The organism is Alkalihalophilus marmarensis DSM 21297 (assembly GCF_000474275.2).
GTDB classification, from domain to species: Bacteria; Bacillota; Bacilli; order Bacillales; family Bacillaceae_D; genus Alkalihalophilus; species Alkalihalophilus marmarensis.
In genome coordinates this window covers 267,305-282,197 of sequence record NZ_ATAE01000005.1, presented here as the reverse complement: position 1 = coordinate 282,197, position 14,893 = coordinate 267,305, and the positions used below count along the sequence as shown (strand labels likewise).

Annotated in this window: 15 protein-coding genes; 9 read left to right on the top strand and 6 right to left on the bottom strand. The window is 38.7% G+C overall.

Annotated elements, in window-relative coordinates:
- Nucleotides 1-95 precede the first annotated feature (95 nt).
- The 5 genes from A33I_RS02820 to A33I_RS02805 all read right to left on the bottom strand — a co-directional run bounded on the left by A33I_RS02820 (nt 96) and on the right by A33I_RS02805 (nt 3,664).
- Nucleotides 96-818: an amino acid ABC transporter ATP-binding protein gene (locus A33I_RS02820; protein ID WP_012958265.1), complete on the bottom strand. Its 723-nt coding sequence runs from the start codon at nt 816-818 to the stop codon at nt 96-98.
- A complete protein-coding gene (locus A33I_RS02815; protein ID WP_022626941.1) occupies nt 811-1,467 on the bottom strand; it encodes an amino acid ABC transporter permease in 657 nt (218 codons plus the stop codon). The genes A33I_RS02820 and A33I_RS02815 overlap by 8 nt, the downstream gene beginning before the upstream one ends.
- Before the next feature lie 33 nt (nt 1,468-1,500).
- Entirely contained in the window at nt 1,501-2,334 is an 834-nt protein-coding gene (locus A33I_RS02810) for a transporter substrate-binding domain-containing protein (RefSeq protein ID WP_031311366.1), read from the bottom strand.
- 201 nt (nt 2,335-2,535) lie between these two features.
- Nucleotides 2,536-2,691, bottom strand: coding sequence for a hypothetical protein (locus tag A33I_RS21020; RefSeq protein ID WP_012958262.1), 156 nt, complete (start codon nt 2,689-2,691; stop codon nt 2,536-2,538).
- A gap of 241 nt (nt 2,692-2,932) precedes the next feature.
- On the bottom strand, nt 2,933-3,664 hold the full coding sequence (locus A33I_RS02805; RefSeq protein WP_031311365.1) for a YqcI/YcgG family protein: 732 nt from the start codon (nt 3,662-3,664) through the stop codon (nt 2,933-2,935).
- 123 nt (nt 3,665-3,787) lie between these two features.
- Between A33I_RS02805 and A33I_RS02800 the strand changes: the two genes are divergently transcribed.
- Together A33I_RS02800 and A33I_RS02795 are read left to right on the top strand one after the other, a co-directional pair.
- Nucleotides 3,788-4,426, top strand: a complete 639-nt coding sequence (locus A33I_RS02800) for a LysE family transporter (protein WP_022626938.1) — start codon at nt 3,788-3,790, stop codon at nt 4,424-4,426.
- Between the two features lie 87 nt (nt 4,427-4,513).
- Nucleotides 4,514-4,897 carry a PilZ domain-containing protein gene (locus tag A33I_RS02795; RefSeq protein ID WP_022626937.1) on the top strand — a complete coding sequence of 128 codons (384 nt, stop codon included), beginning with the start codon at nt 4,514-4,516 and terminating at the stop codon, nt 4,895-4,897.
- A gap of 26 nt (nt 4,898-4,923) precedes the next feature.
- Here A33I_RS02795 and A33I_RS02790 read toward each other — a convergent pair whose 3' ends face one another.
- Nucleotides 4,924-6,735, bottom strand: coding sequence for a PAS domain-containing sensor histidine kinase (locus A33I_RS02790; RefSeq protein ID WP_022626936.1), 1,812 nt, complete (start codon nt 6,733-6,735; stop codon nt 4,924-4,926).
- 178 nt (nt 6,736-6,913) lie between these two features.
- Between A33I_RS02790 and A33I_RS02785 the strand changes: the two genes are divergently transcribed.
- From A33I_RS02785 to A33I_RS02755, 7 genes are all read left to right on the top strand, one after another.
- Complete coding sequence (locus tag A33I_RS02785) at nt 6,914-7,783, top strand: sulfite exporter TauE/SafE family protein (RefSeq protein WP_022626935.1); 870 nt, start codon at nt 6,914-6,916, stop codon at nt 7,781-7,783.
- Between the two features lie 126 nt (nt 7,784-7,909).
- The gene (locus tag A33I_RS02780; RefSeq protein WP_022626934.1) at nt 7,910-9,445 is read left to right on the top strand and encodes a spore germination protein; all 1,536 of its coding nucleotides are present in this window, start codon (nt 7,910-7,912) and stop codon (nt 9,443-9,445) included.
- Nucleotides 9,438-10,571 (top strand): GerAB/ArcD/ProY family transporter, encoded by a 1,134-nt coding sequence (locus A33I_RS02775; RefSeq protein ID WP_022626933.1) that lies wholly within the window; start codon nt 9,438-9,440, stop codon nt 10,569-10,571. Before A33I_RS02780 ends, A33I_RS02775 begins: the two co-directional genes overlap by 8 nt.
- A complete protein-coding gene (locus tag A33I_RS02770) occupies nt 10,568-11,680 on the top strand; it encodes a Ger(x)C family spore germination protein (protein ID WP_022626932.1) in 1,113 nt (370 codons plus the stop codon). Before A33I_RS02775 ends, A33I_RS02770 begins: the two co-directional genes overlap by 4 nt.
- A 95-nt stretch (nt 11,681-11,775) precedes the next feature.
- Nucleotides 11,776-12,741, top strand: a complete 966-nt coding sequence (locus A33I_RS02765; RefSeq protein WP_022626931.1) for a YncE family protein — start codon at nt 11,776-11,778, stop codon at nt 12,739-12,741.
- Between the two features lie 2 nt (nt 12,742-12,743).
- The gene (locus tag A33I_RS02760) at nt 12,744-13,463 is read left to right on the top strand and encodes a response regulator transcription factor (protein ID WP_022626930.1); all 720 of its coding nucleotides are present in this window, start codon (nt 12,744-12,746) and stop codon (nt 13,461-13,463) included.
- Entirely contained in the window at nt 13,460-14,881 is a 1,422-nt protein-coding gene (locus A33I_RS02755) for a sensor histidine kinase (RefSeq protein ID WP_022626929.1), read from the top strand. The genes A33I_RS02760 and A33I_RS02755 overlap by 4 nt, the downstream gene beginning before the upstream one ends.
- The last annotated feature ends 12 nt before the right edge of the window (nt 14,882-14,893 follow it).

The window sequence follows — 14,893 nt, the reverse complement described above, 5'->3', positions numbered from 1 at the left end:
CACAGGCCTTTCTTTTATTATTGTTTTTATCATACCTTACTTTATTGTCATTTAATATAAAAAAGACCCACAGCCTATCACTGTGAATCTTTTCGTTATAATACCTTTTCAAGAAAGTCTTTGGCACGTTCTGATTTAGGCTCTGTAAAAAAGGTTTCAGGCGGAGCGTCCTCGACGAGCTTGCCTCCGTCTAAAAATAATACTCGATCAGCCACTTCACGCGCAAATCCCATCTCATGAGTGACGATCATCATCGTCATTCCTGTATGAGCTAAATCTTTCATAACAGCCAGCACCTCTTTAACCATTTCAGGATCAAGAGCTGATGTCGGCTCATCAAAAAGCATCACTTCAGGCTCCATAGCGAGCGCTCGTGCAATCGCCACACGTTGCTTTTGCCCCCCTGACAGCCTGTTAGGGTACTCATCTCGTTTTTCAAGCAGGCCGACCTTTTTCAAAAGCTTTTCTGCTCGTTCTACAGCCTCGCTTTTTGACACTCCTTTTACTGTCATAGGAGCATACGTCAAATTCTGAAGCACTGTCATATGAGGGAAAAGATGAAAATGCTGAAACACCATCCCGATCTGCTCACGTACTTTGAGTACATTCGTCTTCTTGTTTGTCAGATCTTGATCTCCTACCCAAATATGACCTGCTGTAGGCTTTTCTAAGAGATTAATGCAGCGGAGGAAGGTTGATTTCCCAGAGCCTGAAGGTCCAATAACCGCTACAACGTCTCCTTTATTTACTTCCGTTGAAATCCCCTTTAAGACCTCAACTTTTCCAAAGGCTTTATGCAAATTATCGACCTTAATCACTGCGTTGCAATCTCCTTTCGATCATTCGTCCAATAATGGTCAACACCATCACCATCACATAATAAATTAAACCAACAAACAATAACGCTTCGAAATACTTATAGATCTGCGCATTGACCATTTGAGCTCGGCGCATAATATCCCACACACCGATAATCGATACAATGGCTGACTCTTTCGTTAAGTTAATGAACTCATTAAAAAGGGCAGGAAGAATATTACGAAATGCTTGCGGTAAAATGATTCTGATCATCATTGGACGCTCAGGGATACCTAGTGCAGCGGCAGCTTCTTTTTGACCCTTATCAACCGCTTGAATCCCTGCACGGATAATTTCTGAAACATAGGCAGATGAGTTTAAACCAAAGGCTAGGACCCCTGCTAAAAAGGCGCTCATTTCAATTCCAAATTGCGGCGCCCCATAATAAATGATGGATAATTGCAAAATTAAAGGCGTTCCGCGGAAAACGGATGTATACGCATGAGCAAACCAGCGCAGTACAGTTATCTTGCCGATTTTCATGATGGCTAAAATAATTCCTAAGATTAGACCGACTAATAATGAGGTAGATACAAATTGTAATGTAACCCCAATCCCTTTTAATATAAAAGGGATATGGGGTTCAATCACTCTAAAATCTATGTTCATGACTGAATGTTTCCTTCCTACACAACGTATTCTTTATTCTTCAGCGTCGAACCATTTAATAATCAGCTCGTCCATTAGGCCGCTGTCAATCATTTCGTTTAATTTATCATTGAACGGTTCAACAAGCTCGCTGCCTTTAGGGAAAGCAATCGCAGAACCAGCTAGTTCCTCACTTGGCACTTCAAATTGCGCTAAACCTGATTGAGACTCCATGTAACCAGCAGCAACGGTATCTTCCATAAGGATCGCATCAAGACGGCCTGCTAATAATTCTTGAATTAATTCAGGAATACGGTCACGTTTTTCTACATTAAAACCAATCTCTTCTGCTAAATCTTCTGCTTCCCCTTCTTGGATGGAACCAAGCTGTACTCCGACTGTTAATCCCTCAAGATCTTCAACTGCACTTAATCCTTGATCTTCTTTTGAAACAATTAAATTCTGTGCTTCATAATAGATATCTGAGAAATCAACATTCTCCATACGTTCTTCTGTTGGTGTCATTCCAGCTAGTACGAAATCTGCACGGCCTGCTTCCATTGCTGGAATTAACCCGTTAAAATCAACATCTTGAATATCAAGCTCATACCCTAATTCACTTGCAATGTGATTAGCAATATCAATATCAAAACCGACAATCTCACCTGACTCTAAATCCACAGACTCATACGGAGGATAGTCAGCTGATGTGGCCATAATTAATGTGCCGCCTTCTCCTGATGTTGCATCTTCATTCACTTCTTCAGTCGGTTCCTCAGCTGGTGCTTCCACTTCCGCAGGCCCGTCCCCTTCTGCTCCACACCCTGCTAATAATCCTACTGATAGGATTGCCGATAATCCTGCCACACTCCACTTATACTTTTTCATCATTATTAACCCCCAACTATCTTTCTAGTAATATAATAATTATGCTTGTAGATGCATAATAACACATAGTTTTATGCATGAAAATAACTTTTCTAAAAAAAATCTTTTTTTAATTAATATCAGAAAATTCATGTTTTTTCAACTATAATCTCTTTTTTTTCAAAAAAAAGATGACCGCTAAAAGCGGCCATCACCTTACATTTATTCTGCTTCTTCTTCTTCTACTTCGATGTCATCTTCTTGTTCCATTGCTGGATCATCTGCTGGAGCTGGCTCATCTACCGGCTCACCGCATGCTGCTAATACACTTACTGATAATGCACCTGCTAGTAATGTATAAAGTAGTTTCTTGCTCATTGAAAATTCCTCCTTCGTGTCGGTTGAAATTTTATACTAATGTGCTTCGAACTACACCTATCATACTAAAACGATAAACACTTTATAAGTCATTTTCCTAAAATTACAAGTTTTCACAAAATTGTTTGAGAGTTTCCCAACCTGTGACAGTCATTTAAACATAATCAAAAAACAATTAAAAAAACCACAGCTCTATGTAAAATGGCTTAATGAACTGTGGTTTTAGCCTTGGATGTTTCCCCTATTTATTTGTATTAACAGCATGAAACGGACATTTAGAAGTAATCGGCTCACAATCGTCCCCGATGAAAAATTGTTTCCATTCGTGATGCGATGGATCACCGTAATGACTGATATCAGGATGCTTCGGGAGCTTATCCCATGCCTCAACTCGTTTTCTTACTGCTTCCCTAGAATTGATCCCATTCGGTTCTGTTCCTTCTAGACCTTCAAAGATTCGACGAGGCTGAATTCCGATAACCATACTCTCGCCTAAATTTCTTGTGATTCGCTGTTTATAGGCTGGAGCATTTCCAAATGCAAAAATTGATTCATCCTCAAAGCAAAACGACCATAAGAACTCATTTGGATCTGCTGGTGTGTGGTCGGGCCATTTTTTTGGATCATGCCGATTTAAGTATTGCAATACATCCCAGAAATAGTTTCTATAATAGGAAAGAGGCTGTTCTTTATTCTCAGGCTCTACGAATATAAAAAGGCCGCGCCTTACTAAAGGAGGTTCTTTCACTAATTGTAAAAAGGTTGAAAGAGTACGAGGAAGATGAGACCAATCGGAATGACTGATATAGGAATACCTGAGCTCTCCTCTTTCTTCACCTGTTCTGCCAAAAAAACAAGGGAAAGTTGGCTTCATCACAACTTCGCGATATTTATGATATTCCTCACTTACCCATTTAGGTACAATTTTTTCATTTTGCATATGCTCACTTGTTAATAAGTAGTTTGATTGCATATTCATAAAAACCCCTCCCTACCTTCACTTTATGATGATGATGTATCAAATAGAATATTCTTGCCGGTTTATGAATAACTTGTCTTATGCCTGTTATAAACGCATAAAAAGGAGGTGCGCTGCTTGATATCAAGCATTCTATTAGGCATTGCCCTAGCAGCACCAGTAGGGCCTATTAGTTTAGAGATGATTAAACGTGGTGTGAGATTTGGATTTTTTGCCTCCTTAGCAATAGGGCTTGGCGGCATGACTGCTGATGCTTTATTTATGCTTCTTATATACTTTGGGCTGACACATTTTTTAACGATCGAAATCGTTCATATCCTATTGTTTTTCTTCGGCAGTCTTTTTCTGCTCAAATTAAGCATTGAATCAATCAATAACACCATGAAACCTATAGATACGGTGAATCAGAATGAAGCTCCTTCAAATAGAATCGTACTGAATAGTTATGTTATTGGCTTTACAATCGCGCTTATAAATCCAATTAATATTCTTTTTTGGTTCGGGGTTTATGGCTCTGTGTTAAGCGAGTCTGCTCATAACACATCTATAAATGCTGTATTTTATCAAGCGATGTTCATATTTTTAGGTATCTTTCTATGGAATGTATGCATTTCAACCTTATCAAAACTAACATCTTTTGTTATGAATCAGCGATTGTATCAGTATATTCATGGCTTTGCGGCACTCTTGCTTATGTATTACAGTCTGCATTTCGGATATGAATGTATCCAATCGATTCGAGTAGCCCTTGCCTAACCATTCACGATTTTGACAGAAACTAAACCTTCCTATCGTTCCTGATTCTAGTATAATAAAAAAAATACCAGAAAGTGAGAGAGTGAAATGCAGTATAGAAGAGAAGAATCATTCCGTTATGAATTTAGTGAACCCCTTAAGTCAACCTTTAAAATCATTCGAGTCTCAGATGCAAATGTTGAGAGTAAGGAAGGTGAAATGTACATCTTAGATATAAGTGCCGGGGGAGTCAAAATGAATACTCACCTTGAGCTGCCCGATCCCAATAAGGCTAAAGTTGAAGTCGAGGTTGAATTGCAGCTTGCCAAAAAAAATTTAGATGTACAAGGAGAGATCGTTTGGAAAAAATCATTCGGGAGAAGCTACCATTACGGAATTGATTTCTCCATTACTGAGACCGAGAGTCAAGAATTAATAAAGATATTAAAAGAGCATATCAAGTATATCCAGACTAAAAAAGAACATGAGTGATCATGTTCTTTTTTGCTTATTATCCTTCATAAAACGGGAAGAATGACGTCAATTCTTGTCCCTGCTCCTTCTTCACTATGAATCGTTACAATCCCTTGGTGATGTTCAATGATTTTATAGCAGACCATGAGTCCGAGACCTGTTCCTTTCTCTTTTGTTGAGTAAAATGGTTCCCCTAATCGCGCAATCCGTTCACTGGAAATGCCGCAGCCATTATCTTCAATTTGGATACAAATCTGATCCTCTGCATGATTTAGCAGTCTAATGACTATTTCCCCGTTCACATCAACAGCTTCTATCGCATTTTTTATTAAATTCAGCAAGACCTGTTTTAATTGCTTTTCAGAGCCGCAGATAGGAGGGACCTTTTCATATTCAAAATCAATCTGTACATTTTTCATAATGGATTGTGTTTCTACTAACGTCATGACTTTATTAACAAGCGGATGCAAGTGTAAGTTGTCAAAAGTCGATTCATGGTTTGGCTTCGCTAAGGTTAAATATTCATAGATAATGGATTCAACTCGTTCCAATTCTTCCATCACTAAATCTAAGAATTGCTCATTAAATTCCTTTTCACGCTGAAATAACTGTAGAAATCCTTTTATAGCTGTTAACGGATTTCTAATTTCATGGGCTACTCCTGCTGCTAGTTGGGCAACGACAGATAATTTATCTGACTTTCTAATTAAATCGTCCATTCGGTTTCTTTCAGAGACATCTTTTAAGATCGTTCTAAAAGCAGGCTTTCCTTTAAATAAAATAACCGTTGACGTTGCTTCTACATCCACTTTCGAACCGTCCAAACATTGCAGCTCAAATACAGAAGTGGTCATCTTCTTTTTTCCGGACAGAAGCAATCTGGCATTTTCCCTAATCCGCTTAAAGTCATCTGCTTTATAGAGCACTTCAATTTTTTTATTAATTAACTCCTTTCTGTTAGCGGCTTTAAACAACTTTTCTCCGGCAGGATTAATATAAATCAACTTACTCCCATCATGAACAGAGATCGTTTCTGGGGTATGCTCGACTAAACTTTTATATCTCCTCTCACTCTCACGCAGATCATGTTCCATCTCTTTTCGTTTAGAACAATCGGTGAAATACAAAGTTACTTGATCTTCAATGCGATATGCTCGCACATCGTACCATGCCTTCATCTCATCGATATAATATTCCACTTGAATGCTTTCTTCCCCCGATAATAATTCATACACCTTCTTAGAGAGTCCAGGCTGATCCATTTGTAAAAGCGACCAAAAATCCCGTCCATTTAATTGTTCACCCGACATCCCTAACAGCCGTTCTGCTTTTTCATTGACAAATAAAAAGGTTCCATCCAGCTTAATCGTGATAATCCCGTCTTTAATCCCATTAAGAATCTTTTTAGCAAATGCTTCATTTGGTTGATAGGCAGTATCAGTATCTTTACTATGACTCTGCATAACTTGTAATAAATATTCACGTTCGTTCATTTGAATGGGTGTTAATATACATGTCAACGTTGTATCTATACCGGATATCTCATTAGTTTGTACTTTAAGTTTCTTAAACTGTTTTAAATCGGCAAAAAAGTCTCCATTTACTTCAGAAGATTTTTGCTGCATCGAATCATTATTAGGCAACTCAGTTTCGAATAGACCCGATTCAAAAAAAACGGACGTAAATAAATGGTCTTCAAGCATTTCATTAATATTTGTATACAACAATTCTCCTGTCTTAAATCCAAATAGTTCAGACCATTTATGATTTATTTCAATAATTGTTCCATTCCGATCTAAAAAGGCTTGAGCAACTCTTGTTCCATTTTCACTCGCACACCATATTGTATCAACCATACCCATTCTCCTAACTTTACTAAATACATTTAGCATTACGTAAAGTTCTGCAAAATTCTTTATATTCCTTCCTTTTTTGTTAGTCATATTTCTCACTCATCCGACATTTTTTACGAATAACCTAATATCTTCCCCTTAATCTGATGAAATCTTATATAATAAAGGGCAGGAGGTATGTATGGACTATTTATTATTTATTTTGTTAGGTGTAGGAATTGGAGTATTCTCTGGCTTTTTCGGTATTGGAGGAGGAATTATTTTAACGCCTTTATTGCTCATGTTTGGCTTACCGCCTACTACAGTGATCGGCACAAGCCTTATGCTTTCCCTTGGAACCTCTATTTCTGGAGCGATCTCACACTTCAGGTTAAAAAATATTAATTGGTATTATGTGATTATTATTAATTGTACAGGGATCATCGGTACGCAAATTGCTCATCCATTAATGATCCGGCTTGATTCTATGGGATTTGCTGAAACGGTGATTTCTGTTTTCTATATCGCTTTACTAAGCTACTTCGCCTTTTCGTTATTATTTCCGGCCAAAAAGGAGAAACAATCAACGAAGAAAAAGCTTCCACCAGCGATTGTAGCTGGGTTAATCGGCCTGGGTGCCGGGTTTATCTCATCTGCATTGGGAGTGAGCGGAGGGTTTTTCATTGTCCCTCTTCTTATATCGTTACTAGGATTCAAAGCGAGTCAAGCAGTAGGTACCAGCTTAGCCTCCGTTGTATTTATCGTAGCTGCAGGGCTTATTTCATATAGTTTATCAAGCCCTATTAATTTTGGAATCGGGTTAGCCTTAATTTTAGGAACATTCCTAGGCGCTCCAATTGGCGCAAGATCCACTCGTTTATTTAATGAGAAGAAAATGAAAAACCTGTTAGGCATTTTATATGTATGTATGATTGTTAGTGTATTATCAAATACGTTCTCAATTTCAATTATTGGATTAATCCTCATCAGCTCGTTTGCCCTTATTTTCTTCTTCCTCATCGCAAAAAAATTTATAGCACTAAAAACTAAGCAAGGACTTTCTTCTTCATGATGAGTCCTTGCTTTTTTCATACTCACCCTTTAATTCCCAATAAGAATTTTCTCCTCCTCTGCATGAATTCTCCATTTATGCAAACGATAATGACGAGAAAACATGCATAAAAGGAGGATGATGAGGGTGAAACGCTTAACACGATTAAAACAATCCAAAATGAATGGCCAATCAAGTGAAGCATCCACGAATTCATCTTCATCTCCGAGTCATGCCAAAACGTCTAATCTGCTCGTTAAAAACCAGCAGTACATTGAATCAACATTAAGTGATGCAGGCGACCTGCAAAGAAGGCATTTTAAAATTGATGACAAAAAAGCATCCTTGTATTATCTAAGCTCGGTAACAGAGTATGAAAAGATTGAGCGGATGTTAGGGTCAGCCTTCGACAGCAAAAGGTCTCTTGATAAAATGCTTGAACATGCAGCAATGTTTGTTCCTACCAATTCAAATAATAAAGTGATTGAAGCGCTGCTTGAAGGCAGGTCTGTTTTGCTGATAGACGGCGAGGAAATGATTTATTTACTTGATACAGGAAGTATTATTAAGCGTGATACAGCAGAGCCGATGAATGAAAAGGTTGTGCGTGGATCGCATGAGGGCTTTGTCGAAGATTTAGGGACGAATGTCCACCTTCTAAGAAGAAGAATTTCAAGCAGGCAATTAGCTATTCAATATCACAAAATCGGTACAGATACGAACACATCTGTTTGTATCGTGTATATGAAAAATATCGCTAACCCTCAATTAGTTCAAGAAATCACAAAACGTATTGAATCGATTGAAATGGACATGACCTTCAGTCCCGGATTTATTGAGGAATTTTTAGAGGATTCTACGTTCTCTCCCTTTCCTCAAGTGTTAAATACGGAACGTCCAGATCGTACGATGGCTGCTGTAATGGATGGCCAGATCGCCATTATGATAGAAGGAAGCCCAACTTGTATTATTGCGCCTATCACATTCTTTGCCTTTTACCAATCACCCGATGATTATAACAGCCGTTTTTATGTTGGGACCTTTTATCGAATGATTCGAATTTTGAGTTTTCTGATTGCAATATTACTTCCAGCTATCTATATCGCTGTTGTTGGATTTCACTTTGAAGTAATTCCGAATGATCTTGTTCTTCCTGTGAAGACCTCTGTTGAACAAATACCATATCCTCCGATTATTGAGGCCATTATCATGGAGCTTACCATTGAATTAATTCGCGAGGCCGGGGTAAGGCTTCCCTCCCCTATCGGGCAAACCATCGGGATTGTCGGAGGTCTCGTGATTGGTGATGCCATTGTTACAGCGGGTCTTGTATCAAATGTCATGATTATCGTAGTAGCATTAACCGCCATCGCCGCCTTTGTTGTTCCTTCAACAGAAATGAATACGTCGGTTCGAATTTTACGATTTCCATTTATGTTTGCGGCTGCATCATTTGGCTTTTTTGGCATTTCATTTGCAGGAATGCTTCTATTAATCCATTTGTGCAAATTGGAATCTTTTGGTGTTCCTTATTTTTCACCTGTTGCTCCTTTCCAATGGAAAGATCTTAAAGATACCTTTCTCCGCATGCCAGTTTGGTTAATGAATTTAAAGCCTGCTTCTTATAGACCTCTAAAGAAAAAACAACAAGGCTATTCAAGAAGGTGGGCTAAAAATGAGTAATCAAAACCAAAAAATGACGATTACCCCTTCTCAGCTCGCTTTGTTTGTTATCCAAACTCAAGTAGGTGTCGGCGTCCTTTCGATGCCCTTTTCTGTCTTTGATGCAGGGGCAAAAACAGATGGCTGGATCTCAATATTGTTAGCTGGCCTTGCTGTGCAGATCATCATCTTTATTTATATGTTCATCTCTAAACGGTATCCGAATTCAAATTTGTACATTATTTTGGAAAACGTTTTTGGCAAGTGGCTTGGAAAATTTTTAATCCTGATTCATGTGGTTTATTTCATTAGTGTAGGAGTGGTTATCTTAATCTTGTTTAGCTCGGTATTAACTATTTGGGCGTTCCCCAACACACCCCAATTTCTTAAAGTAGGAATAGCGGTTTTTACGGCATGGTACTTAACGAAAGAGAATGTGCGTATCATTGCCCGCTTTCACGTAATTGTTTCAGTACTGTTAGTTTTAGTCATTTTATTAACCATTACTGCCTTTACCCATGCTGAATATCGATATGTGCTGCCGATTGGTCATACGGGAATGACCAATATTTTGTTGAGCGCAAAAGCTGCCACGCTATCGTTATTAGGCTTTGAAATATTTATTATATTGTTCGCTGCGACTGAAGGGACAATTAAAACAAAAGTAAAAGCCGCAACGATCGCCAATGTGACAGTTACACTGATATATGCCTATTTAGCGTTTACTTGTTACATTTTTTTCAGTCCAGAAGAGATAGGTTTGGTCCCTCAACCCATCCTTTATTTAATCAAATCATTTTCCTTTATCGTGTTAGAGCGGACAGACTTAATCTTTCTTTCAGTATGGATGGTTTCCGTTTTAACTTCATTTGTTGGGTATCTCTATATTGCTTCATTAGGGACAGCTATGCTGTTTAATAAGACCAACCACAGCCCATTTGTATGGGGAATTTCTCTAATTATTTTTCTGTTCAGTGTTTCACCCCATAACGTATTACGCATAGCGACAATGTCTGAGTTAATTAGCAATATTGGAGGCGTTTTTTCCTTTATATTTCCTTTTGTTATTTTAGGTTTTGCTTTTCTTTTTAAGCGTAAAGAAAATAATGAGAGCAGAACAGGAAAGAAAGGAGTGTCTCCTACATGATCAGAAAAATGATCTTACTCCTATGTTGTCTTGTATTAATGAGCGGCTGTTGGGACAGCCGCTATTTAAAAGACATTCAATTAATTTACAGCGGCGCCTTTGATCTAGAAAAAGATGGTCGCATCAGAACAACGGTTACCATTCCTAGCGCAGATAGTGGAAAGGACCAACAAGCCCAAACAAGAAGTGTTACTGCAATAGGAAATACAACTAGACAAAGTAGATTAAATATTGACCATGAAGTATCCGGAAGACTGGATGCTGCCAAAACACGAGTCATCCTAATTAGTGATGAAGCAGCTAAAACAGATCTCTATTCTTATCTTGATGTCTTTTACCGTGACCCACGGAGCCCTTTAAATGCAAATATTGCAATTACAAAGGGCAAAGCAGAACCTTACTTGAAGTTAAAGGTAGAAAATCATCCTTTAGTTAGTGAATATCTCCGTGACTTAATTGATGCAGGTGAACAAGCTACTATTTTTCCAGTTACGAATATTCAATTTGTATGTCCAATTCTCTTTGATCCTGGGCAAGATGTCATTTTGCCCTATTTGAGTATTCGAGACGACTCAGAGGATATTCATGGTGATCAGATTGCTCTATTTAATGATCGAAAGTTTGCTGGCGCCCTAGGTACTGAGGAGAGCACGATGCTGCTTTTATTAATGGACAAATTTAAACGGACAGCAAATTTCACTGTAAGAGTAACTGATGACAAATACCCTCGATTAAATGATTTTATAACGGTTCAAGTGGTAGGAATTGATCGGGATTTAACTGTGGTTGAAGAAGCCGGCGGGATTCATGCTGATATTAACCTTACGATAAAAGTGAATGCTGTAGAATATCCTGAAGACGGGTTTACCGAGCGCGAGCTCACCCTCAAGTTAAATGAGAAGCTCGGAAAGCATTTTCAAGATGTAGCTAATCGAACGATGAGGCAGCTTCAAGAAGCGAATTGTGATGCACTAGGAATAGGCCTAGAGTTGATGGCGTATGACCGTGATGTATGGCTTAAAAACACCAATTGGAAAGAAGTCTATCCCAATATTGAATTACATGCCCACACAAAAACCGAGATTGTGACACATGGAATTATCAATTAAGCACGCACAATCTGCGTGCTTTTCATTATTTCATCACAACTTTCGTCTATAATGATAGAAGCTTTACCATTTTAATTTAGCTAAGGAGTATTGCTATGTATTCTGCTATAAAGATCGTACTCACAGCATGTTCACTTTTGATTCTTATCAGCTGCTCTCCTTTTTCACACGAAGGACTTCCTAGCGCTGAACCCGTAGTTATTGTTACCAATTCTTTTGATGAGAGTTTAAGCTTTATTCACGGCACAAAGCATGATTTGATAACGACTTGGAATCTGCATCACCCTGCATCTGGCACATTGTTACTTGATCACGACATACTATTAACCTACAGCTCGATCCATTCTACACTGTATGTGTATGACCTTACTTCAGGTAAAGAGGTTCAATCAATTTCTGTCTCTTCAGCTGTAGATGATCTGAAGCTGCTTAACAACAAACTTTACCTCACTCAAAGCGAAGAAAATGAAGTTGTCGTTTTATCGTTGGATGGTGAAGTGATAGATCGTATAGAAGTCGGTTCTTCACCACAATACCTTTATCGTCATGAGAATTCATTATATGTCCTGAATTATGAAGATACGAGCATTTCTGTTATCGACCTTTCCACTAACGAAGTCACTACAACCTTGCCAAGCATTGACCGTGCTACAGATATGATTATGGTTAACGAGTCAATTGTTTGGATAGGCGGTCATGGACGTGGTGCAGAGATAACCAATCACATTGAAATGGTTGATATCGTACGACAAGAAAAAGCAGGTCAACTATTTGCTCCAACGATGCCAGTTGCCTTCTTGAGTCATGATAATTCAATCCTGGTTCTTAGCCATGGCTCCAATCAGCTTCGTGAAATAAATTCTGAAACAAATGAAGTGGAATCTATTATCGATACGGTAGCTAACCCGTTTACTATGGCTGCACTTGATGACTTTCTATTTATCGCCGGCTATGATAGCAACTCTGTAGAAATCGTTGACCTAAATACTCTTACCTCACAAAAGAGGATTAAGGTTGGAGAAGGTCCGCTAGATTTAACTATCCGAGAGGAGGCAAAGTAGACATGCCTACCATTCTAATCGTAGAAGACGAACGAACCATGCAGCGTCTGTTAACGCTTCATCTCACAAAAGAAGGATTTGAGACCATTACGGCTGATCACGGTGAAGAGGCCATGTCCCTCCTCTCTTCACATCAAATTGATCTTGCAGTCGTAGACGTAATGATGCCAGTGATGGATGGTTTTGACTTCGTGAAAAAATTAAGAGAATCATCTACCCTCCCTGTCATTTTTCTAACGGCACGATCAGATGAAAAAGATCGTATTGAGGGGCTAATGCTAGGCGGCGATGATTATTTAAGCAAGCCTTTTAGCAAAGGGGAATTACTTGCACGCATTCAAGCGGTGTTACGAAGAACTTATCAAACAAATAGGAACCTTATTCATCATATTGGCAAACATATCGATCAACATATTGATAAACCGGAGATTTTTTCTTTAGATGGGATTCAACTGAATCGAAAAGCCCGCAGTATGAAAGTCGATCAAGTCCCAATTTCGCTTACCGTCAAAGAATTTGATTTGCTATTATTTTTATTTGAGCATCAAGGTCAGGTGTTCACAAGAGAGCATTTGCTCACCTCTGTCTGGGGTCTTGATTATGAAGGAACAGAGAGAACCGTTGATACACACATAAAAACTCTACGAATGAAGCTTAAACCATACGGAAATGTCATTCAAACTGTGTGGGGAATTGGCTATAAGCTGGTGGATATTGAATGAAGTGGGGTTCATGGTCTTTTCATAAAAAAGTGTGGGCATTTTTACTTACCTTTACGTACGGTTCCATTTTAGTGTCCGTATTGTTAGTTTCCTATATCTATCAAGAAGTGTATGTGGGTGCAGAGGAAGAACGGCTGCTCTCACTTGGCCGTAATCTGGCAACACAGCATACTCCAGGTGAACTAAACGAGGATTTCATTCAGAGGGCAGAAGCTCATAACGATGTGTCTACAACTCAGATATACGTCGTTCAAAACCCGCGGGAATTGAGCGCCTGCCTTCCTTTTGAGATTGACTATCAAACCTTTATTTCAGAGGAAGAGCGCAGACAGCTATTAAACGGGGAATACCTCGTCAAAATGGGGTATGAAGAACGAATTGACCGTAATGTATTAGCTGTTGTCACTCCATTAGTAGAGGACCGTGTATTAGATGGCATATTGTATGTATATGTTCCTGTCTCCTCAATTCAGGAAGTGTTTCTGCCAGCTGTACCTGTTCTCGTCCTCTTAATCTTAGTGTTGTTTGTTATTTTATACTTATCAGGTTCAAGGTTCACAACGTATGTAACTAAGCCGTTAACGACGATGCAGCTTGCCACAAAAAAGATTGCTGCAGGGGATTTTAGCAGCAGGGTTCCTATTCACACAGGTGATGAATTAGGGCAGCTGGGACATTCCTTTAATGAGATGGCCAATGCACTAGAAATTGAAGATGTAAGAAAGCAAACCTTCCTCTCAAATGTCTCACATGAGTTAAGAACTCCGCTAAGTTACGTTAAAGGATATAGTGAAGTACTTCTTGAAGACGAACAATTAAGAGAGGATCAAAAAGAATTTGTCTCTATTATTCATAATGAATCAGACCGGCTTAGTAAGCTGGTGAATGACTTATTGGACCTTGCAAAAATTCAAGGCGAACAAGAAGTTCTCTCAGCGGAACCGACTGTCCTTTCTGCTCTTATTGATGAAGCGGCTGCCTCTTATTTACCGAGTGCAAGAAAAAAAGGAATTGAGATTATTACATCTAATGATGAATCCATTATTGCATTGATCGACCCAAACCGAATCAAACAAGTGCTGCATAACCTTATACAAAACAGCTTGCATCATTGTCAAAGCGGTGATTCTATTAAATGTACTTTAACTCTTGAACGTGCAAACATCTGTAAAATAATGATCACAGACACGGGAGCTGGAATATCTAAGGAAGCACTCGTACATTTAGGTGAACGTTTTTACAGAACAGATGATGCTCGCACAAGGAAATACGGCGGCACAGGTCTTGGGGTAGCTATTTCAAAAGCGATTATTGAAAAACATAATGGAACGATACATTATGAGAGCGAGTTGGGGAAAGGGACAACTGTAACGATCTGTTTACCTATTGTAGATGAAAAAGACCAGCCGAATGATTAAAATGAATTAATC